18 protein-coding genes are annotated in these 21,334 nt (G+C 44.1%); 7 read left to right on the top strand and 11 right to left on the bottom strand.

Annotated elements, in window-relative coordinates; genetic code table 11:
- Positions 1-73 precede the first annotated feature (73 nt).
- The 3 genes from VNM22_22835 to rfbD form a co-directional block, all read right to left on the bottom strand.
- Positions 74-1,924, bottom strand: a complete 1,851-nt coding sequence (locus VNM22_22835; GenBank protein ID HWP50009.1) for a threonine synthase — start codon at positions 1,922-1,924, stop codon at positions 74-76.
- A 155-nt stretch (positions 1,925-2,079) separates the two neighbouring features.
- Positions 2,080-3,030, bottom strand: coding sequence for a GDP-mannose 4,6-dehydratase (locus tag VNM22_22830; protein HWP50008.1), 951 nt, complete (start codon positions 3,028-3,030; stop codon positions 2,080-2,082).
- A gap of 166 nt (positions 3,031-3,196) precedes the next feature.
- Positions 3,197-4,033 carry a dTDP-4-dehydrorhamnose reductase gene (gene rfbD / locus VNM22_22825; GenBank protein ID HWP50007.1) on the bottom strand — a complete coding sequence of 279 codons (837 nt, stop codon included), beginning with the start codon at positions 4,031-4,033 and terminating at the stop codon, positions 3,197-3,199.
- Positions 4,034-4,447: 414 nt separating this feature from the next.
- Here rfbD and VNM22_22820 point away from each other — a divergent pair, with 414 nt between their 5' ends.
- Together VNM22_22820 and VNM22_22815 are read left to right on the top strand one after the other, a co-directional pair.
- Positions 4,448-6,787, top strand: coding sequence for a tetratricopeptide repeat protein (locus VNM22_22820; GenBank protein ID HWP50006.1), 2,340 nt, complete (start codon positions 4,448-4,450; stop codon positions 6,785-6,787).
- 84 nt (positions 6,788-6,871) lie between these two features.
- A complete protein-coding gene (locus tag VNM22_22815; GenBank protein HWP50005.1) occupies positions 6,872-7,426 on the top strand; it encodes a PepSY domain-containing protein in 555 nt (184 codons plus the stop codon).
- 167 nt (positions 7,427-7,593) lie between these two features.
- On the opposite strand, the gene VNM22_22810 is transcribed toward VNM22_22815, so the two are convergent.
- The 4 genes from VNM22_22810 to VNM22_22795 all read right to left on the bottom strand — a co-directional run bounded on the left by VNM22_22810 (position 7,594) and on the right by VNM22_22795 (position 13,012).
- Positions 7,594-8,346, bottom strand: coding sequence for a glucose 1-dehydrogenase (locus VNM22_22810; protein ID HWP50004.1), 753 nt, complete (start codon positions 8,344-8,346; stop codon positions 7,594-7,596).
- A 209-nt stretch (positions 8,347-8,555) separates the two neighbouring features.
- The gene (locus VNM22_22805) at positions 8,556-9,725 is read right to left on the bottom strand and encodes a pyridoxal phosphate-dependent aminotransferase (GenBank protein ID HWP50003.1); all 1,170 of its coding nucleotides are present in this window, start codon (positions 9,723-9,725) and stop codon (positions 8,556-8,558) included.
- An 84-nt stretch (positions 9,726-9,809) separates the two neighbouring features.
- Entirely contained in the window at positions 9,810-11,534 is a 1,725-nt protein-coding gene (locus tag VNM22_22800) for an amino acid permease (protein ID HWP50002.1), read from the bottom strand.
- A gap of 161 nt (positions 11,535-11,695) precedes the next feature.
- Entirely contained in the window at positions 11,696-13,012 is a 1,317-nt protein-coding gene (locus VNM22_22795) for a hypothetical protein (protein ID HWP50001.1), read from the bottom strand.
- 203 nt (positions 13,013-13,215) lie between these two features.
- Here VNM22_22795 and VNM22_22790 point away from each other — a divergent pair, with 203 nt between their 5' ends.
- Both VNM22_22790 and VNM22_22785 read left to right on the top strand, forming a co-directional pair.
- Positions 13,216-14,049: a response regulator gene (locus VNM22_22790; protein HWP50000.1), complete on the top strand. Its 834-nt coding sequence runs from the start codon at positions 13,216-13,218 to the stop codon at positions 14,047-14,049.
- A gap of 13 nt (positions 14,050-14,062) precedes the next feature.
- On the top strand, positions 14,063-15,025 hold the full coding sequence (locus VNM22_22785; protein HWP49999.1) for an SDR family oxidoreductase: 963 nt from the start codon (positions 14,063-14,065) through the stop codon (positions 15,023-15,025).
- Between the two features lie 30 nt (positions 15,026-15,055).
- Here the strand turns inward: VNM22_22785 and VNM22_22780 are convergent, their stop codons facing one another.
- The 4 genes from VNM22_22780 to VNM22_22765 all read right to left on the bottom strand — a co-directional run bounded on the left by VNM22_22780 (position 15,056) and on the right by VNM22_22765 (position 18,093).
- Positions 15,056-15,649 (bottom strand): DUF3501 family protein, encoded by a 594-nt coding sequence (locus tag VNM22_22780; GenBank protein ID HWP49998.1) that lies wholly within the window; start codon positions 15,647-15,649, stop codon positions 15,056-15,058.
- A gap of 83 nt (positions 15,650-15,732) precedes the next feature.
- Positions 15,733-16,956 carry an anaerobic glycerol-3-phosphate dehydrogenase subunit C gene (locus VNM22_22775; protein ID HWP49997.1) on the bottom strand — a complete coding sequence of 408 codons (1,224 nt, stop codon included), beginning with the start codon at positions 16,954-16,956 and terminating at the stop codon, positions 15,733-15,735.
- Between the two features lie 144 nt (positions 16,957-17,100).
- On the bottom strand, positions 17,101-17,547 hold the full coding sequence (locus VNM22_22770; protein HWP49996.1) for a rubrerythrin family protein: 447 nt from the start codon (positions 17,545-17,547) through the stop codon (positions 17,101-17,103).
- A gap of 135 nt (positions 17,548-17,682) precedes the next feature.
- Positions 17,683-18,093, bottom strand: a complete 411-nt coding sequence (locus VNM22_22765) for a transcriptional repressor (protein ID HWP49995.1) — start codon at positions 18,091-18,093, stop codon at positions 17,683-17,685.
- A gap of 225 nt (positions 18,094-18,318) precedes the next feature.
- Between VNM22_22765 and VNM22_22760 the strand changes: the two genes are divergently transcribed.
- From VNM22_22760 to nusA, 3 genes are all read left to right on the top strand, one after another.
- Positions 18,319-19,296, top strand: coding sequence for a polyprenyl synthetase family protein (locus tag VNM22_22760; GenBank protein HWP49994.1), 978 nt, complete (start codon positions 18,319-18,321; stop codon positions 19,294-19,296).
- A 245-nt stretch (positions 19,297-19,541) separates the two neighbouring features.
- Positions 19,542-20,003 (top strand): ribosome maturation factor RimP, encoded by a 462-nt coding sequence (rimP, locus tag VNM22_22755; GenBank protein HWP49993.1) that lies wholly within the window; start codon positions 19,542-19,544, stop codon positions 20,001-20,003.
- Between the two features lie 46 nt (positions 20,004-20,049).
- Entirely contained in the window at positions 20,050-21,327 is a 1,278-nt protein-coding gene (gene nusA, locus VNM22_22750) for a transcription termination factor NusA (protein HWP49992.1), read from the top strand.
- Positions 21,328-21,334: the final 7 nt, after the last annotated feature.

The raw sequence follows: 21,334 nt of genomic DNA, 5'->3' as shown, positions 1-21,334 counted from the left end.
TGGTACACCTTATTGAATAGAGCAGGATTTGTACCAGGCGTAGATGAGCCATAAGGTACTGATTTGAAACAATTTAAGTCTCCAGCGGGGTCTGATTCTTTCCGTAAAGTACATTGTAACCTTCCTCGAAGGCTTCGATAGAGGCTACGATGATATCCGGAGAAGTCCCCACCGCTACCACCTGGTTGTTTTCTTTATCTTTCAAGGTCATGGTCACTTCAACGGCAGAATCTGTCCCTGAGGTATCGATATGAACCTGATAATCCACCAGGTGGCATTCAAAGTCATGGGTTTCCTGAACCGCCTTCCGAAGAGCCTGGATAGCAGCATCCACAGGACCCACCCCTTCGCTCTCTGAAATGGTCCGCTTCCCTTCAAATTCCAGGGTTACAGTGGCCCTGGGACGGGCATGTTTTGTCGCAACAACCTGATAATCCAAAACCTTGAGAAATTTATGCGGGCTGGTACTCTTTAGAACCGTTTCCACCAGGTTCTGTAGATCCGTTCGTGTCACTGCTTTTCCCTTTTCTTCAAATTCCCGAGCCAGGATATAAAGATGGTCTCCATAGGGATTTCTCAAGTTTACCTTGAACTCCTGTTCCACCAGATCCAAGAGCTTGTCTTTCTCGGGAACCTGTTGAAAGAGGATCTCTCCTTGATCTTTAAGTTTAATTCCCTGAATTTCATACAAACGGTTCTTTAGAAATTTATCTACTTCGCTGCTCAAAGCCTCTATAGAGGGAGGAGAAGGAAGGATCTTCAGAACTGCATGGGGGTCTTTTAAGCCATTTCCCGTGGCAATACAGACGACCACGTCTTCCTCATGAATAATTTTCTCCTTCAGGAGGGTTGGAAGAACTGCGATAGGAATAGCTGCAGAAGGTTCTACGAAGATGGATTCCGTTTTGGCCAGCTCCTGTTGAGAGGCTAAAATTTCAGAATCTGTAACCGTTAAGCAGTATCCTTTGGATTCTCTCAGGGCCCTCAAGGCTTTGATATCGTCCTGGGGAACTCCAATGCCTACGGCCGAGGCAATGGTTTTAGGTTTTTCTATGAGAACTGCCCGATCTATGTTTCGCTTAAAGGCCTCACAAATGGTAGAACACCCCTCGGGTTGTACCCCGATCAACTTCGGCAGGGTATCGATGAATCCTAATTTTTTAAATTCTACGAACCCCTTCCAAATAGCAGCCAGATTAGTCCCGCAGCCTATGGGAACGATGACAAAGTCAGGGGCTTTCCAGTAGAGTTGTTCGATAATTTCATAGCTGATTGATTTTTGTCCTTCGGCCCGAAAGGCATAATCCCCTGCCAGATAAAATTTATGATCTTCGGCCATCTTCTCGGTCAATCTCACGGCATCTCCATACGTCCCCCGAACCTGTAACACCCGAGCGCCATAGGCCAGGGTCTGAGATAACTTACCAATGGCTGTTCCCTCAGGAACCAAGACATAACAAGGAAGACCTGCAATAGCCGCATAAGCAGAACAAGAAGCCGCCATATTTCCTGTGGAAGCCACACAAACAGCCTGAGCTCCTAATTCCAGGGCCTTGGTAAACTCTACCATTGAGCCTCGATCTTTAAATACTCCTGTGGGATTGGCCCCCTCGTCTTTCACATAGAGATTTTTCAACCCCAGAGCTTTAGATAAATTCTGAGACCGATGAAGGGGGGTAGCACCTTCATCCAAAGAAACCACCCGGCGACGGTTCTCAATGGGATAAAAATCCATATATTTGAGGGCACTTAACGGAGAATTTTTAAGAGAATAGAGGTTAAGCCGGTCTCGGATATAGTCATAATCATATTTGACATCCAGAGCATTCCGACATCTCAGACACACTGTAGTGGTCTGATGCTCATCCCAAAATGTATCACACCTGACACACTGTAATGTATAAAATCTTTGAACCAGGCGCATTTTTTAAAGGATCTATGTAAGAGAGTGTGGGAGTGGGGAAGTATGGGGGTATGAAAGTATGGAGGTATGGGGGTATGAAAGTAGAAGTATAAGAAATAGAACTCCCACACTCCCCTACTTCCCCACTCCTACACCCCCATACTTCCACAGGCCCTTTAAATCCTTTCTCTCCAATAGCTTAAAATATCCCGTAGCGTATCCTGGATGGGAATTTCGGGTTCCCAGCCAATTTGACGACGAACTTTTGTGTTATCTCCCAGGAGCAGGTGGATATCTGAAGGTCTTACCCGGTCGGGATCCGGACTTATTTGGATTTTAGCCGGACTTAAACTGAGTAAGATATCCAGAAGTTCTCCGATAGCATAAGCTTTGCCGGAAGCGATATTATAGATCTCACCGGTCTGCCCCTTTTTCATAATCATCTGATAACCCCTTACCACGTCACGAACATCGGAGAAATCTCGCCGGGCATCTAAGTTGCCAACATAAATCCTGGGTTCTCGTAAACCCTTTTCAATTTCGGCAATTTGTCTGGCAAAATCTGAACAGACAAAGGAGGGATCCTGGCGTGGACCCGTATGATTAAAAGGTCTGACAATAACGATGTGAAGCTTATCCCCGTAAATATAAGGATGGCAAAGCAATTCCAGGGAAGCTTTACTGGCAGCATAGGGAGTCAAGGGCCGAAGCGGGGCGTTTTCAGAAATAGGTTGAAGATCCAAAGGGACATTTCCATACACTTCACTGGAACTTACCATAAGAGTTTTGGCAGAAGGGGCAAATTTCCGGAGGGATTCAAGAAGATTTAAGGCACCAAAAAGGTTGACCTTTAAGGTAGTCTCTCGAATAGACCAGGATTTTTGGACATGGCTCATGCCGGCCAGATGGTAAACTACGTCAGGTTGAACTGCCTTAACGACCGCCTCAATAGCCTCCGGCTGGGTTAAATCACATGGATAAAAGGTAGCCTTTTGTTGGGAGGGGGATAAGTTTTTAAGATTAAAGGGATCCAGATAAGTTCCGTAAATTTGATAGGACTCTCTGGCAAGGAGTTCCGTAAGATAACCACCTACAAAACCTGTAATACCTGTAATAAGAACTTTCAATTTGCTTTGCCCGTTGTTCGTTGTTCATCAACCGTTGTCCTTTGCCTTCCTGGAGCATTCAGTTAAAACGTTCATCTTTTGAACTGAGCCAGATAGTTAAAATCGTGATTCCCATCCAAAAACAACGAACAACCGATAACAAACAAAAAACAACGGACAATTCCATTTAAGAGCTCAGATACTCTTTCAATCCTGCTTCCCAGGGTCGCATTTCATAACCGGTTATCATTTTAAACTTTGCATTACTTAAAACGGAATAATAGGGACGCGGCGCCGGACGTCTTAACTGGCTGGTACTGATAGGAAGCACCTGGGCGTTGGAGATGTTGGCATATTTGAGAATGGCCAGGGCAAACTCGTACCAGCTACAAGAGCCGCTGTTGGTTAAATGGATAATTCCTGTAATATCCTTTTCCAGTAACTTTTCAATTCCCCAACAGAGATCTTTAGTATAAGTGGGTGATCCAATCTGATCATTTACAACCCGAAGGGTATCGGTGGTTTGAGCCAGTCTTAGGATAGATCTAACAAAGTTATCACCATGTTTCCCATATAGCCAGGCAGTTCGGATAATTAAATAATTCTGAAGGTGTTTTTGAACCTCAAGTTCCCCTTGTAGCTTAGATTTAGCATAAATACCCAATGGATTAGGTGGATCATCTTCTACATAGGGCATTTTCTTAGCTCCCCCAAAGACATAATCGGTACTGATATGGAACATTTTTGCTCCTACTTCTCTGGCGGCCAAAGCTACATTTCGGGTTCCTTCCTGGTTAACTTTAAAAGCCCTTTCGTGATGGATTTCAGCTCCATCTACATCTGTGTAAGCCGCCGTATGGATAATCACATCGGGCTTCTGAGCAGATATAATCTCACTGACTCTGTAATAATCCGTCACATCACATTCTATGGCATTCGCTCCTGAAACCTCATAAGTTTTTCCTAATTCCCGCATTAAATCTGTGCCTAGCATGCCCCCGGCACCGGTTATAAATATTTTCATGGTCCTGGTAAACGGATAACTGGCAACTGGTCATTAGAAACCAAAAACCAGTAACAGATTCTTAGTTTATTTTCTACCCCCTGCTCTGTCCTTAGGATAAATTGGAAAATAATTTATCTTGAAGACGGTAGGTTTATGGGTTTTCCTTCCTTATAACGACTCTTTTTAATTCTCTAAGACAGGCAGCTTTACCTTAGGTATTTTAACCTGACCGAGAAAGTTCCAAACTATGCTTAAATTCTCATTCTATGATCTTTAACATAGGGTTAAGATCTCCGTCAAGGAGAAATTAATGGCTCATCGACCTCAAGCTAAGTCGATTTTTATTGACAACTTAAATACCTATTTCTAAGTTAGATTAAAATTCAAGTCCCCTTATCTGGATAATACCAGCCTTAAATCATTGCAGGCTCTATGAAAAAATATCATCGATACTATCTTATTTTTTTCCTGCTTATCTTATTTAATCTATTCAGGTTGGAACCGGCCCTATCAGCCCCAACAGATCCGTCCGGGAATCCCTACTCCGGAGAAGCCACATTCCCCGAACCAGAACCTTTCCTGCAGAGTTTGATAGCCAAATATAAAAAGGGCAACTTTCAAGAGGCTCTCCAGGAACTGGAACCGTATCTATTTCGACTCCAGGACACCTTGAACAGCGTAGAGGCATCTCCTACGACCTCTCCAGAAAACACCCCTCTTTCCCACCTGCAAGATCCGATCTGGAAAGCCCGGTTTCTCTTCCTGGCCGGGTATCTCTATTTCCAGCAGGGCAGGTTCTTAAAAGCTTCTGAAGTCTGGAATCTTTTAATCACCCGGATTCCTTCCTTTATCCTGAACGATTACGGCCAATATTACCTGGCAGAAAGTTATCGAAAACAAGAACTTTATCCTGAAGCCCTCCAGGCTTATCAAACTCTGATCGATCGCTACCCCTCCAGTCTTCTCCAGGCGGAGGCCCGGTTTCAGATTGCAAAGGTTTTAGAACTTCTAAAAAAATACCCGGAAGCTGTCGCGGCCTATATCCAATTTTCTAAAAAATTTTCAGATCACCCCCTGGCTCCCAAAGCCCTTTGGGACTCGGCCCGTCTTTTGGAAGAGCAGCATAGCTTTAAGATTACCCTGGAAACCTACCGAAACCTGCAGAGAAGCTATCCTTACTCATTCTGGGCAGCCCAGGCCTATAAGCGGGAAAAAGAAATCTATGCCCAGTATCCAACTTTAGAACCTGAATGGAATGATCAGGAACTCTACCAGGAGGGGGAACGCCTCTACAACTTAAATTTATTTTCCCAGGCTCAAGAGACCCTCAACCGGCTGATTAAAAAATTTCCTGAAAGCCCTTTTTTGGAAAAAGCCCTTCTCCTGTCAGGGAAAATAGCCTATAACCTCCGGGAAAACGAGGAAGCCCTCAAAATCTTCGAAAACTTCCTGACCCGTTATACTCAGAATAAAGAAATCCCTCGAGTACTAAATCTCATGGCCAGAATCTATCTTCGGATGGAGAATGGAGATAAATTTTTAACAATCTATCAGAAACTGAATACGACCTATCCCCACGATAAATGGACCTTAGATACCCTTTATTTGCTCGGGACCTTCTATGAAGAAAACCAACAGAATTTCAAGAAGGCCCTGAGTACCTATGAAATTTTTTTAAAAAGATCCCCGCGAGGCCCTCGCCAGGAGGATGCCCTCTGGCGAAGTGCCTGGATCTACTACCGATCTGGAGAGTATCAAAAGTCCCGGAATATTCTGATAGAACTTATACGTAAATACCCGCATTCTTATTACTACGAAGAAGCCTTATATTGGGCCGGGAGGGCTTCTGAAAAGTTGAGAGATTGGAGAAAAGCCGTAGAGTTTTTCCAGAGAGCCCATCTTACCCATCCCAGGTCTTACTACGGTATCCGAAGTTTAGACCATCTGACCTCTCTTTTCAAAGAACACCCGGGGCTTCAAAATCTCAAGGTTCAAAATCCAGACTCTCCCGGGCAACTCAAACTAAAACCGACCGCCAATCAGCTCTCCTCAACCACCTATCGTCAACAACTTCTCAAAGCCCAAGAGCTTACGAAACTGGCCCTTTATGAGGAAGCTGCCCGGGAATTGGAAAAGGCTTTACAGAGCGAAAATAAGATGAGGATATCTTCTGAAATTTACCGATTGCTTGAACTGTATTACGAAGCCCGGAATTACCGTAAATTGGTTCAATTCTCCCGACAATATTTTTCAGACTGGCTGCGTCGAGGAGATTCCTCAGTACCCGGTAACTTCTGGAAAATGGCTTATCCACTTGGATATGAAGAATTAGTCAGGCGATATACCACCCCTCAGATCGATCCTTTTCTGGTTTACTCCATTATGATGGCGGAAAGCGAATTTAATCCTGATGTACGCTCCCCTGCGGCTGCGACTGGATTGATGCAGCTTATTTACAGCACCGCCAACCGGCTGGCTCAAAACATGGGGATTACCCAGTTTTCTGAGGAGATGCTCCTGAATGCCGAATTGAACATTGCTTTGGGGGTTTCTTACCTGGAAGAACTCTTAATCCGGTTTAAAGGGAATATTGTTCCGGTCATTGCCAGTTACAACGCTGGAGAGGATCGGGTAGAGGCCTGGTTGCGGCAACAGTCTGGAGAAGACCCTGAGATGTTCATTGCCGGTATTCCTTATCGGGAGACCAAGAAATACGTTCAACGGGTGTTATGGTATTATGAAGAGTACAAACGAATCTATGGAAATCAATAAGTTTTTTAATAGCGCGGATTCGGAAAGGGTTCTAAAGAACCCTTTGAGTTTGCGCTCCGCGTTCAAAGAAGGGAGGTTAATCCGATGAGAATCCTTAAAAAAATGCTGCTTGGGGGGGTTATGGTTTTATCTACAGGTCCTGTTGTGGCCATGAATAAAGATTTCAAAATGCCGGAAACCAAAGTAAGTATGGAAACCTGTCTGAGAGCAGCCCTGACCAAGCGGGCTGGAGACATTGAAAAGTTGGAATTTACGGTTAAAAAAGACGGTCCGGCTTATGAAATCGAGATTAGAGATAACGATACCACAGAATGGGAGTATACCTGCCATGCAAATACCGGTGAGATTGTGGGAGAAGATCGAGAAGTTAATTTAAGAGACCCGCTTTTCAAGGCCAGGATAAAGGTAACCGATGCCGAGGCTAAGAAAGTGGTACTCACTACCTACCCCGGTAAGATTCTGCAAACCGAGTATGAAATGAAGCCGGATGGCAGGGCCGTTTATGAATTTGATGTGAGAACCTCCGGAGAGGGTGGCAAGGAGATCAAGGTAGAAGTCGATACGGCTACCGCAGAGATTACCGAGTCAAGCGAAAAAATTTACCAGATCGGAAGAGAACCTGATGAGATGGTAAGATAAATTTGAAAAGCCCTCGGTAGTTCCGGGTCCGTTGTTGGCCGGGGATACATTAGCAAGGCCTGGGCTCTAAACAACAGACCCGGAACATCAACCCTTACAGAGTCTTTCTGTCCTGGATTACCAGAATCTGAAATCCATCCGGGCAGAACAGAGCAAACCAAGAAAGCTTACATAATTTTTCCCCCATCGATTACCAGAACCTGGCCGGTAATCATTCGGGCGTCAGTTGCCAGAAAACAGACGGCTTCTGCGATATCTTCAGGGGTTGAAATCCTTTTTAAAGGAGTCGTCTTAAGGGTCTGATCGCGTATTTCATCTGCATCGGCCCAGCCCTCAATCCATCGAGTTTCTACAAGCCCTGGGGCAATGGCATTGACCCGAACCTCGGGGGCTAAGATTTTAGCCAGAGATTTGGTCAGGCAAATAACCCCGGCCTTTGAAGCAGCATAGGCAATGGAACTTCCAACTCCTGTAATTCCGGCTACCGAGGCTATAATGACAATAGCACCTTGTCCCTGACGCTTCATGATATCGGCTACCGCCCGCGAGCAAAAGAAGACACCTTTGAGGTTAATAGCCAGATTCCTGTCCCAAAGCTCCTCGGTATGGGCTTCCAGGTCATTAAAGGGGGTTCGCTGGGACCATCCGGCACAGTTAATCAACATATCGATACGTCCCCAGGTATCCATAACCTTTTTGACCATGGCTCGAACTTCTGCATCCTTGGAAACATCTGCCTGAATCGTCATGGCTGAAACACCCATCTTCTCGGCTTCTTGAGCGGTTTCTTGGGCTTCTCGAGCGGATTTAGAATAATTGATGGCTACCTGAATCCCCTGGCGGGCCAGGGCCAAACTTGAAGCACGGCCAATACCCGTTCCTCCACCTGTAATGAGAGCGACTCTTCCTTTTTCTTGCATAGATTTTAATGGATCCACCGGAGGCCACGAGGGACCTTTAAGCAGGAAAAAACCCCGTTCCCTTCGGGACCTTGGGTTAAGATCCCAGGGATCTCCTGGAGGGGTTGAGCCCCTTTATTCCTTAATTCCTTCGGGACCTTGGGTGGATGAACCTTTCCACAAAGGTATACCGTCCGGAGGTTTACTATCCAAACACCAAATAACCTTTTTTATTTGAAACGAGCCAGGGCTTCTTCCAAACGTTTTAACATCTTTTTAATATTCTCCTGGGAATTGGCATAGGAAAAACGTAGATAACCTTCCCCATACTTTCCGAAGGCGGTACCGGATAAAACGGCAATACCGGCTTCCTCTAAAAGATAATCGGCCAGTTGACTGGCAGGTTTTTGAAAACTCTTCACATTGGGAAATACATAAAAAGCCCCTTGGGGAACCTGACAGCTTATGCCCGGAATCTGATTCAGCCCGGATACGATGAGATCCCGCCTTTGTTTGAATTCGGCTACCATCCTGGCAACCGAGTCTTGAGGACCCTTCAAGGCTTCAAAAGCCGCCATTTGAGCAAAAGTGGCCGTACAGGAATTACAATTGATAATCAATCGGGTCACAAGCTCTGCCAGCTTTTTCGGCATGACCCCGTATCCCAGTCGCCACCCTGTCATGGCATAGGTCTTAGAAAATCCATTTAGTAAGATGGTCTGGTCTTTTACGTCCGCCAGGCTGGTAATACTCACAAACCGACCGGTATATAAAATCTGATCGTAAATTTCATCGGATAAAATCCAGATATTTTTTTCCCTGGCAATTTCTGCAATTCGTTTCAAATCCGATTCCAAAAGAATTCCACCGGTGGGATTTTGGGGAGAGTTCAGGATAATCATACGGGTTTTGGGCGTAATACTTTTCTCAAAGACCTCCATATCAAAGCTAAATCCCTTCTCTTCCAGGAGTGGAACCGGAATAGGTTTGGCGCCTACGAAGTTAATCACCGATTCATAGATGGGAAATCCGGGATTGGGATAAATAACTTCATCCCCCGGATCTACACAGGCCATAATGCCATAGAACATGATCGGCTTTGCTCCAGGGGTGACCACGACTTCTTCTGGACTAACGGGAATCTTACGGGTGTTGGAGATATGTTCTGCGATGGCCTCTCGAAGTATAGGGATTCCAGGAGCCGGGCAGTAATGGGTATAACCCTCCCTTAAAGCTTTGATGGCTGCTTCCTTAATATGTTCAGGGGTATCAAAATCCGGCTCTCCTATCTCAAAGTGTAAGATATCCCGGCCCTGGCGCTCCAGAGCTTTTGCTTTGGCCAAAACCTCAAAAGCCGACTCTGTTCCCAGTAAGTTCATTCGCTCAGAAAACTTAGGCATATATCCTCTCTGGACCACGAACCACGGACATCTGTCCGTTGTCCTCGGTTCAAGGTTCAGGATCTAGGGTTTAAGGATTTACAATTAGCCGTAAATAACCAACTTAATTTCTTCAGGAAGTTGTCTGGCGACCTCTTCAATGACGTTTCCCTTAAGGAGCTTGACTAAGGCATTCCGTGTAGAACTGCCGAGGATTAAGTAATCAACACCCAGGGTAGCGGCTTCATCGAGGATAACCTCTGCAGGGGAATTGCTGACTGCATAGACCGGAATGACTTTGAGTCCATTACTGAGGGCTTTAGCCGTTGAGAAAACTTCCTGGGCTTCTTTATCCTCTGGAAGCTTGGCAACACTGGGCAATAAGCTGATGGCTATTTCCCTGATAAAAAGCACATACAAGGTAGCCTGACGCAATTTAGCCTCTTCGATTGCAAAGCGCAAGGTATCCGTAACGCCTCGAACCGCTACCAGGATGGAAGTTACCGGCCTTGTAGAAACCAGATGAGGCGTAGGTGTGGGAATCCTTTCTGAAACAGCCATCTGCCGTTTTCGCTCGTAAGTCTTGGCGCCATATCGGATGACCAGCCCGGTGGTCAACATAATTACCGCAAAAATTAGGGCATTTCGCTTTTCATAGGCAATGGTAGCTTCAATGAAGGCCATCAAACCAAAAGTTCCCAGCATGACCCCCCGTTCCAGGGGAGACAACCCGAGTTGAAAATTCGTGGCGGTAGCTCCCAGATTGATGGTAATGGCTCCCACAACGCCAATGGCATATAAAGCCGCCAGGTGGGTTAAATCACTTTCAAAGAGAAGAACTAAAATGGGAATTATAGTGGCCAGCAGAAGAGGAATCCAGGGAACTCCATATTTATTGAGGCGGCTGAAAGCTTGAGGCATTTCTCCATCTCTAGACATCATGTAGAAAACAGCGATCATTCCCACAATAGCCGTATTGCAGGCTGACAGAAGAAGCAATCCAAAAACAATACTGACCACATTGGCAAAACCCTCTCCGATATAATACTCCCCTAGAAAACGAATCATGTCTTCCGTGTGATCCGATAGATTGGGAACGGCATGCATAATAAGTCCTAAAGCTGTGGTAAATACGGTGACCTCTATCAGTACAGGAAGAATAGCATTTCTGGCTGTCTTATGGACGGAAGGGTTGTCTTCGGTACTGCCCGGATCTAATTTCATCACCCCGGTCATGTTGGCAATGGCTTCCACTCCCGAGAGTGCCAGAACAATTCCCACAAAATTAAGCCAGTTATTCAGGAATCCTCCACTCAAAGGAGTTAATTGGACTTCCGATAAATGGGATAAAGAAGCTCCCAAGAGAACGGCAACTACCAGAACAGTAGGAACCGCTAGGAATATGGCCATTCCACCACTATGACGTGGTCCAAAAATATTCACAACCCCAAGTAAAGCCAGGGAACCTATAGCCCACCAATGCGGGTGCGGGAACTCTAAATAATGAAAAGCATCCAGGCTACTCAGAGAAGCGGTTACGGTATAATCCGCCGTTAGAAGAAGGGCGCCAATAACTGCTAAAGTACGTGAACGATTTCTAACCGAAGAATAAACCCCACCTCCATCGGGATAGTATTTACAGATCCAGATGTAATTAATCCCTACGAGGGTAGTCAGAAGGGCCATGGCCAGAATAAGATAGAAAGAAGAGTAACCGGCCAGGGCAAAGGCAATTCCTGTTACGTAGGCCTTACTGGTTCCCCAGTCTCCATACAGCATCGCAGCAGCCCGGGAAGAGCTTACATTTCTCGGGCGTTTAATCAGCACCATACATCTCCAGCTACCTCAAAAAAATAGGAGTCTATCCTCTTTAAAGGGATAAAGATAGACTCCTTTTTTGTCCTAACTTTTTTAAAATCAAATATCTTCTATTTCCTATTTCAACCCCTCAATTTATATCCTGGATGTCCAGCTTGCAAACAAAAATTTTCTCAAAAAACCTGCGAACCCGAAATGACCTTTTTGTTCCTGCGAACAATCTCTAAAATCCTCCTGGTAAGATTTTTAATATGTTCCTCCACTTCGAGGGGATTCCCTTGAAGGCCTACGCCCCAAGTTTGAACCGTAACACCATACCAGGTTTCCAATTCTTGGTCTATGGGTTCGGGATAAAGGAGAACCCCGGTTTTTACCCCTAAACTCTGACAGTAAACAAGAATTTGATAGATATCTTCGCTATCCGGGTCTTTTTGAAAAGAGAGGAAAGGGTCCCGGGGTAATTCCATAGAATTACCAGACCGTTGCGTAGGGTCGTTGTTACGCTTATATTTCATATCTAAAACCAAAATTGGGTCATCTTTTTCATACAGAATAAGGTCGGGTGAGAAACTCCGCGTGGCCCCCCGATCTAACCATCTGGATTCTTGGTAGCTTAAGCTTAAAGAAGGATAATCCGCCAACTTCTCTCTCAGCGCTCCGGCAACAAACCGTTCAAAAACTCGATTCATATCCAGAAGAAAAGAAAAAAAGGGAATGTCCCCTGTATAATTCCGGATGGAGATATGTTGTAAAAACAACTCGCACAGGGAGAGGACAGATTTATAATGTTGATTGAGTCGATTGTAAGCAATTCGAGATACATCCTCCGCCCAAACAGGAACCCAAGAAACTCCATTCAGATGCTTGTAGTTGGCCTTAAGCTTTTCAACAAGATCGGTATGGTGATAAGCAGGCAGGAACAAAAGCGCTGTGGTAAACTTTAAAATTTGATTTTCTAAAACATCCGGGGTAGCTTCTGCATACTGGCAATAGATTCGATCTTTTCGCCATTGATTTTCTTTGAGCTGAGCCGGAAATAAAATCTTTCCTCGAATAAATTTTTGATTTTCTTCCTGTGCCAGGTAGGCTTTATAGAGACCCTTTCGGATAAGATCCCCGGTGCTTTCAACAAAAATTTTTACCAAAACCTCCAAAAGATCCGAGGATTCCTCGTATCCAACCCAATCCGATCTGAAATCCACCAGATCATAGGCGTAAGTCAGGAGATAAAACAGGTTCAATAAGCTAAATTTGGGAACTATCACTAAAGTTCGTCCGGTAGGTAAGACCAGATGGCCCACATAATGTCGGGGAGTTAAATCATAGCATCCTTCTTTGTGGAAGGACGGAGAAATAGATAAATAATCTTTATAGTTCTCTTTTAAAAAGAGAGCTTCCTCCCGGGTCAGAAACACGTCGGCCTGGGTAATGTATTCAGTCAGCTGAATAAATGAACCTGGACCCTTTTTATTTTTCCTTAACCGGATCATTCTAACTATAAAAATTAGATCTGTTTTTACCTTAGTCGTCAAGTTCAAAATTTCGCGGGAAACAGGAAGCTATCAAAAAAGACTTGACTTTATTTACCAGTTTAGACTAATCTGGGGAGAATTCATTGTGGATCGTAAAAGATTCTTATAACCATCTTTTCAGGCCATTAGCCAAAAGGAGAAAGGGAGATAATCTCGGTTCTATGGCAACACCCAGAATACTTGTGGTTGAAGATAGTAAAACCATGCGGTTTTACCTGCGGGATCTGCTTAAAAAGGAGGGCTATTTGATTGAAACGGCTTCCAACGGCAAAGAAGCCTTAGAAGCCATAGAAGAAAGTCAGCGGCTTAATAACGCCTTTAATATCGTGATCACCGATGTGGTTATGCCGGAAATGGATGGCCTGGAGCTTCTCCAAAAGGTCAAAGAGATTAATCGGGATATTATTATTATTGTGATTACCAGTGAAACTACCATAGAAACGGCGATTCGGGCGCTTAATCTTGGGGCAACTAACTTCCTCCGAAAACCTCCCGACTCCAGAGAAATCCTCGATGTAGTCTGGCGGGCTTCTCGGCTTAAAGAGTTATCCTTCGAGAGTGAAGAGCTGATTCCTTTTATGACGCGAACGCTTTATATGGAGATACCCAGTCAGATCAGGTTTATTAAGGGTATTTCCCATAACATCATTCAGGAAGCCAGGCTCATGGGATATAATGAAAGGGAACTAAGGGATAAAATACCGGTAACCATTGATGAAGCGGTTACCAATGCGATTAAACATGGAAATAAAGGGGATGAAAGTAAAAAAGTTAAAATTCAGGTGGATATTGATACCGAAAAGATTAAAATTGTTATAAAAGATGAAGGAGAAGGATTTAAAGTTCAAGAAGTACCGGATCCCACTGATCCCAAAAATTTTCTTAAAATGAGTGGGCGTGGGATCTTGTTTATGAGGTTAAGCATGGACGAAGTAGTCTATAATGACCGGGGCAATGAATTAACCCTAATTAAGTATAAATATCCGAAAGAATAGGGAGGAATTCTCAGTGATTACCTGTCTGGTAACGGGGGGAGCAGGGTTTATAGGCTCCCACCTGGTAGAAGCTCTTTTAAAAATTAATTATCGGGTACGCGTTTTAGATAATTTTATGACCGGTAAACGGCAGAATATTTCTTCCATCCTTTCCCATATTCAATTTATAGAGGGAGATTTGAGAGATTTTGAAACGGTTCGAAAAGCTGCGGAAGCGGTTGATTTTATTTTTCATTTGGGTGCGCTTCCTTCAGTTCCTCGATCCATCCAGGATCCCATTACCTCCAATGAGGTTAATATCCAGGGAACACTCCACGTATTGGAAGCAGCCAGACAAATGAGGGTCAAGCGGGTTATCTTCAGTTCCTCCTCTTCGGTCTATGGAGACAGTCCCCTACTTCCCAAACGGGAGGATGCCGTTCCCAATCCACTTTCTCCCTACGCCGTTACCAAATTGGCTGGTGAATACTATTGCAAAGTTTACTATAAAATCCATGGATTGGAGACCGTTTGTTTAAGGTATTTTAATGTCTTTGGTCCAAAACAGGATCCCACTTCCCAGTATGCTGCTGCCATTCCCAGATTTATCAACGCCCTATTGGTCAACAAACCCCCTTTAGTGTATGGAGACGGTGAGCAGTCCCGGGATTTTACCTATGTAGAGAACGTGGTTCAGGCCAATATCCTGGCCATAAAGGCGCCGGAGGCTCCTGGTAAGATCTTTAATATTGCCTATGGAAAGCGGATTACTGTGAATGAATTAATCAAAACCTTGAATACCCTCTTAGGGAAGAATATCCAGCCTGTTTATGAATCTTCACGACCTGGGGACATTCGCCATTCTCTGGCCGATATCTCCCAGGCACGACAGATTTTAGGCTTCTCCCCGACCGTCACCTTAGAGGAAGGATTAAGACGTTCGATTGCCTGGTTTGTGAATAAAAGTGAGTCAGAGCCGGCGGTTGGTGGGCAATGAAAATATCTAACCGCCCACTCCCCAACGTGCTCACTCCTCTTCAAGTAAATCTTTTATCAACTCTCTTCGAACTTCCAAGGGAACCTCTTTCCTTTGCCGGTAGTTCGGATGATCTATGACCAGAAAAACTTCTTCCTGCTCGTTTTTAAACTTTTCTATTTGCTCCGGAGTAAATCGGAACCGAACATAATGAACGGCACTGATTTTATCCTCTTTGCTGTGTCCGGCTTCGAAAAATCCAGGTACATTTTCTTGCTCACCAATTTTAAAATAGACAGTCCCTTCTTGATCGATCCCCATCATCCGATCCAACTCTTCTTTAATTTTATTCTTCTCATCTATTTCAATGAACATGGTCGCACTGAGTTCTCCTTTATCAGGAATCAAGGCATTGTAGACATCGATTTCCTCCTGGATTTTAGCGTCTTCTACGATTCGCTCAGCACGCATCATTTCCTGAATTTGAAACAGGACGGTTTCCCGGTTTTCAAACAGAAAGGAGATAAGATCCCCCACCTGAATTCGCCGATTCTTTTTAAGTACTATCAGATGATTACGGAACGCATCTCGAATTTTTTCGTATTCCAGAATGTTTTTAATGTCTCCGAACTCTATCTTTTTCACCGAAACTTAAGAAGCCGGTGGCAAGAAGCAAGAAATAAGAAATCTCACTCCTTACCTCTTGTCTCCGGCTTCCTACCTTTGACTTAAATTCCATACGCCTTCTTCAATACTTCAATCGGATGAAGTGGTTTAATGCCGGTTCCGTATTGAATTTGAAGCCCTGCCAGAGGGCAGTCGGTAACTACGGCATCGGGTTGGAGTTGTTGGATGCCTTTTAAAAGAGGATTAGCTACTTTGAGAGAAAGTTTAAAATATTCCTTCTTTAATCCCCAGGTTCCATCCACAGCAGAACAATGATCCAGCAGCTCAACGGTTGTTCCCGGAATCAACTTCATCAGATCTCTGGACTTAAATCCGATATTTTGAGCTTTTAGATGACAGGGGAGATGGTAGGCTATTTTTCCGACAGCCTGGGTAAAGCGGGTATTTAACTTCCCCTGCTCTTTCAATTTCATCAGATATTCACAAATATCATAGGTGTTTTGGGCAACCTCCCTGGCTTCTGGGGTTCCAACTAAAACAGGATACTCCTGTTTAAGCATATAGGTACAGGTAGGTCCTGGAGAAAGGATGATATAGCCATCTCGAACTGCTTGATGGAGGGAATTGACATTAAATCTTGCATTCTGAAGGGCCGAATCGATATCTCCCCCATCTAAATAAGGCATGCCACAGCACTTCTGTTCCGGGCAGCTAACTGCAACCCCATTTTTTTCCAAAACTTCCACACTGGCTCTTCCGACCTCCGGGTAATTGTAATTAACCGGGCAGGTGTAAAATAAAGCGATCTTACCCTTTGTACCAACGCCGGGTTGCCGCAAACGAACAGGTCGATCCTGGAACCACGCCACAAAGGTATCTCGATGATAAGGGGGGAGATTTCTTTCTGCTGCAATACCGAGAAATCTCTCCATGAGGCGTCGCAGAATCTTATTTCGGTTGACCCAGTTAACCACCGGAGCAAAGGTACTTCCTATTCGACCTATCAGATCGGTTCTCCCTAGAATTTTATCCTGGAAGGTAATTCCCTGATACCTTCCATGAACGGCTTTAGACCGGAGCATAAGTCTGGGAAAATCGATATCCCATCGATGTGGGGGCGTATAGGGGCAGTGGTTGTAGCAGAGTTTACACTGGTAGCAAAGGTCTGTAACTTGTTTGAAATCCTCCTTATCCAATTTATCTACATCTCCATCCACCCGTTCCTCATCGATGCGATTAAAGAGATCGGAAAAAGATGGGCAAAGATTATAACAACGCCGGCAGCCATGGCAGATATCGAATACCCGGCGAATTTCTTTTTCCAAAGCCGATTCATTCCAGAATTCCCTTGAGCTAAAATCAAACCCCATAGGTGTAAAATGTAGGGGGTATGGGAATATAGAATTTCTCCCCTACTCCCATACCCCCGAACCCCCACACTCCTACTCTCTTATACTTCTCTTCTGTGGTTAGATGGCTGCCGCAGGTTCCTTACCGGTTATCTTCTCAAGCCCTTTGGAGAATCTTCCGGCATGGGATTTTTCTGCTTTGGCCAGGGTTTCAAACCATTCGGCAAGCTCCTGGAAACCTTCTTCACGGGCAACCTTGGCAAATCCCGGATACATCTGGGTATATTCGTAGGTTTCCCCTTCTATAGCCGATCGGAGATTTTGCTCGGTAGTTCCAATAGGAACTCCTGTGACCGGATCACCGACCTCTTTTAAGAAATCTAAATGACCAAAGGCATGGCCCGTCTCAGCCTCCGAAGTATCTCGGAAAAGTCCACCGATATCAGGATATCCCTCGATATCAGCCCTTCGAGCAAAATATAAGTATCTCCGATTGGCCTGGGACTCCCCGGCAAAAGCTTCCTTTAAATTCTCTAAACTTTTGGTTCCTTTGAGTGATTTATTCATGAAATTCTCCCTCCTTCTTCTTTAAATTAAGATACTCCTACCTGGTAACCTTACTCTAGAGCAAACCTGCCTCCGAAGTAAGGAGTTAGAGACAGATCCCTCTCTGAAGGTACCAGATCGAGTCATCCTTATAAGTTAGTTGGATGCATCAGACTTTTGGCAATCTGAACAAATTCCATAGAACTCGGCCCGATGATAGGTAATACTGAAACCGGTCTTCTGGGCAACCATCTGCTCCAGATCCTTGTTCAAGGCCACATCCAGATCGTAAATCCTATGACACTTTTCACAGGTAAAGTGGTAATGATCTGTGGTTAAAGCGTCAAAGCGACTGACATCCTTTCCGTATTTGAGCTCTAGAATTTTACCTTCCTTTTTCAAAACGTTCAGGTTACGATAAACCGTCCCTAAACTGATATGAGGAAGTTGTTCCCGAACTTTTTGGTAGATCCAGTCAGCAGTTGGATGAGACCTTGTTTGTTGAAGGGTTTCCAGTATAATTTTGCGCTGGCGCGTTAGCCGAGTTCGTTTATTTTTCATTTTCATTCTTAACTTTTTCCTTATTCCTTATTAGGAGTAGTTACTATTACTAATAATAAATAGTCATCTCTTCGGTGAGTTGTCAAGGATTTTTAAAAAAATTCTGTAAAGGACGGGAAACCCTATTGACGGAGGGTAAATTTCACATATATTTAACTTAAATCTTTAGAAGAAATCCCTTTATCTTTCAGACACTTAATAGGTTTCCTGCAAAGATCACCGAGGTGATAGATGACCCTTGACCAGCTATTTAAAGATCTTCAGAAGGATCTCCAGGAAGTAGAAGCTGAGATTGAACGGCAACTTCAATCGGATGTGGAGTTAATTACGGAAATTGGCCGGCATATTTGTAAAAGTGGCGGTAAACGCTTACGTCCGGCTTTAGTATTGCTAAGTGCAGAGCTTTCCAACTACCGGGGTAAAAGAAAATATATTTTAGGGAGCGTGGTAGAATTCATCCATACCGCCACGCTACTCCATGACGATGTGATTGACCGGGCGGAATTAAGAAGAGGAAAGCTTTCGGCCAATTCGGTATGGGGCAATACGCTTCCGATTCTTGTAGGAGATTTCCTTTACTCCAAGTCCATGCTCCTTGCGGTCCATGACGGAGATATGAACATTATGCGGGTGATTGCGGATTTGACCATGCGGATGACCGAGGGAGAAGTGATGGAATCGATTCGGAGTCGAGATATCCGAATGCAACGGGCTGATTATTTAGAAATTATCAAATTAAAGACAGCGTATCTTTTTTCAGCCTGTTGTCAGTTGGGAGCCATTTTGGGGAAGGCTACCCAACAAAAAGAACTGGCTTTAAGAAATTACGGCCTCCACCTGGGACTTGCCTTCCAGATTACCGATGACACCTTAGATTTTATTGCCCCTATCGAGAAGTTTGGTAAGACTCCAGGAACAGACTTAAAGGAAGGGAAAGTCACCCTTCCCCTTCTTATTTTGTTAGAGAAGGCCACCCCTAAAGAAAGGGTTCTTTTAGAACACGTGATTCAAAACTCTGGAGAACTCAAAGAAGAGGATTTTAAAACCGTCCTGGATCTTATTCATAAGTATAACGCCATTGAATTGAGTTTACAGGAAGCTAAACAATACGCAAGTATGGCCAGGGATTATCTGGAGGAATTTGAAGACTGCACCGCCAAGCAAATCTTATCAGATCTTACCTACCTGGTATTAACCCGGGATAAGTAGGGAGGTAGGGGAGTATGGGAGTCTATTTTTTATACTTCCACACTTCCATACCTCCATACCTCCACACTCCCGCATTCTTAATCTCTTCTAAAGATTAGAGAAGCGAAGTGAAAAATTTATATTTTCTCCTTGCAATTGCAAATCAGATATAGTAATTTTTATTATAAAAAAGTTTTTCACTTAAAAGTGGGCAAAAAGCCCACTTTTTTATTGTCTCTCTAAAAAGAGTTTGAGGTTTGTAAGGTATGAAGAACGAGATAATTAACTCCGTAAGAACTTTAGTGACTCCGGTTGTGGAATCTGAGGGGATGGAGCTGGTGGATATTGAATTTAAAAAAGAAGGTAAAATCTGGTATCTTCGGATTTTTATTGATAAACCGGGTGGAGTTACCCTCTTGGATTGTGAAAAAGTCAGCCGGGAGGTTGAGGTTCTGCTGGATATTGAAGATATTATCGACCGATCTTATACACTAGAAGTCTCTTCTCCTGGATTAGATAGGCCCTTGAAGACAAAAGAGGATTATCTTCGATTTCAAGGCAAATTAGTGAAAATAAAAACCTTCTCTTCCATTAATGGACAGAAGGTCTTCTCTGGATACTTGCAGGGTATGCAGGATGACAAGGTACGGATTAGGACCAAATCAAACCAAGAGATCGAAATACCTTATGAGAATATCTCGAAGTCTAGATTAGAAGTTGAATTTTAGGTGGGAGGAGATCGACTTTCCTAAAGAGAAGGACTGGAGGGAGACCATGAGCCGCGAATTAGTACAAGCGTTAGAACAGGTAGGGAGAGAAAAGGGGCTCCCTATCCATATTTTAATAGAAGCTGTCGAAGCCGCCATTGAATCGGCAGCCAGAAAAAAGTATAATTCCGGGTATAATTTCAAGGCAGAATATGACGAGAAAAGTGGCCAAATCCAGCTCTTCAGTATTAAGAAGGTTGTTAAAGAGGTTACCAATCCAAAAGTAGAAATCTCTTTGGAGGAAGCCAGGAAAATCTCACCGGAAGTTCAAGAAGGAGAAGACATTAAATTACCGGCAGATATGACGGTCTTTGGGCGTATTTCTGCCCAAAGGGCCAAGCAAATTATTATTCAAAAAGTTAAAGAGGCTGAGAAGCAAAAAATTTATAACTTATATAAAGCCCGTGAAGGGGAAGTTGTCTTAGGGACCGTTTATCAGGTTGAAAAAAACTTAATTATTGTAGACCTGGGAAATGCAGAAGCCATTTTACCTAAAAAAGAACAGTTACCTAAAGAATTTTATCGTCGGGGGGAGAAGCTTCGGGCTTATATTCAAGAGGTGAAGATGGGAAGTAAAGGTCCTCAGGTTGTTTTATCCAGGGCCTGTCCGGAGTTTTTAACCAAACTTTTTGAAATCGAGGTTCCCGAAATCTCAGAAGGGATTGTTCAAATTAAAGGGGTTGCAAGGGAGCCAGGAGTTCGAGCTAAAATTGGAGTGATATCTTTAGATAAAAATGTGGATCCTATTGGAGCTTGCGTAGGATTGCGAGGTTCACGTGTTCAATCGATTGTAAGGGAGCTCCGTGGAGAAAAGATCGACATTATTGAATGGGATGAAGATCCGGCCATCCTGGTTACCCGGGCTTTAAGCCCGGCTAAAGCGGTGCATGCTTCGGTCAATAAAGAGGAACATTGTGTAGAGGTTATCGTACCCGATGATCAATTTTCATTGGCTATTGGAAGAAAATGGCAGAATATAAAGTTGATTACTCAGTTGACCGGGTGGCGGGTCGTGATCAAACCGGAATCAGGGAAAAAGGATAAATTGGAAAAAGCTGAAAATGAAGCGGAAATTCCAGAAGAGTTTTTACAAATTCCCGGGATGAACCCAAAGATTGCCAGGCAACTAACCGAAGCAGGGTTTTTGTCTGCCAAAGAAATTGCCCGAAGTTCGCTTGAAAAGTTATCAGAAGTTTTAGGTAATGAAAGAGAAATAGCAGAGAGGATCCTACACAGCGCTCAGGAGCTCATAAAGCCCCCTGAACCTCCGGATTCTCAGCCTTAGTTTGTAG

The sequence above is a fragment of the Candidatus Limnocylindrales bacterium genome (assembly GCA_035559535.1).
Taxonomy (GTDB): Bacteria; Moduliflexota; Moduliflexia; order Moduliflexales; family JAUQPW01; genus JAUQPW01.
This window is presented reverse-complemented; position numbering and strand designations above follow the sequence as displayed.

Bases quoted from the DNA above. Each gene is read 5' to 3' on its own strand.
- VNM22_22835 (HWP50009.1), bottom strand. From the start codon at position 1,924: ATGCGCCTGGTTCAAAGATTTTATACATTACAGTGTGTCAGGTGTGAT.
- rfbD (HWP50007.1), bottom strand. From the start codon at position 4,033: ATGAAAATATTTATAACCGGTGCCGGGGGCATGCTAGGCACAGATTTA.
- VNM22_22820 (HWP50006.1), top strand. From the start codon at position 4,448: ATGAAAAAATATCATCGATACTATCTTATTTTTTTCCTGCTTATCTTA.
- VNM22_22815 (HWP50005.1), top strand. From the start codon at position 6,872: ATGAGAATCCTTAAAAAAATGCTGCTTGGGGGGGTTATGGTTTTATCT.
- VNM22_22810 (HWP50004.1), bottom strand. From the start codon at position 8,346: ATGCAAGAAAAAGGAAGAGTCGCTCTCATTACAGGTGGAGGAACGGGT.
- VNM22_22805 (HWP50003.1), bottom strand. From the start codon at position 9,725: ATGCCTAAGTTTTCTGAGCGAATGAACTTACTGGGAACAGAGTCGGCT.
- VNM22_22800 (HWP50002.1), bottom strand. From the start codon at position 11,534: ATGGTGCTGATTAAACGCCCGAGAAATGTAAGCTCTTCCCGGGCTGCT.
- VNM22_22795 (HWP50001.1), bottom strand. From the start codon at position 13,012: ATGATCCGGTTAAGGAAAAATAAAAAGGGTCCAGGTTCATTTATTCAG.
- VNM22_22790 (HWP50000.1), top strand. From the start codon at position 13,216: ATGGCAACACCCAGAATACTTGTGGTTGAAGATAGTAAAACCATGCGG.
- VNM22_22770 (HWP49996.1), bottom strand. From the start codon at position 17,547: ATGAATAAATCACTCAAAGGAACCAAAAGTTTAGAGAATTTAAAGGAA.
- VNM22_22765 (HWP49995.1), bottom strand. From the start codon at position 18,093: ATGAAAATGAAAAATAAACGAACTCGGCTAACGCGCCAGCGCAAAATT.
- VNM22_22760 (HWP49994.1), top strand. From the start codon at position 18,319: ATGACCCTTGACCAGCTATTTAAAGATCTTCAGAAGGATCTCCAGGAA.
- rimP (HWP49993.1), top strand. From the start codon at position 19,542: ATGAAGAACGAGATAATTAACTCCGTAAGAACTTTAGTGACTCCGGTT.
- nusA (HWP49992.1), top strand. From the start codon at position 20,050: ATGAGCCGCGAATTAGTACAAGCGTTAGAACAGGTAGGGAGAGAAAAG.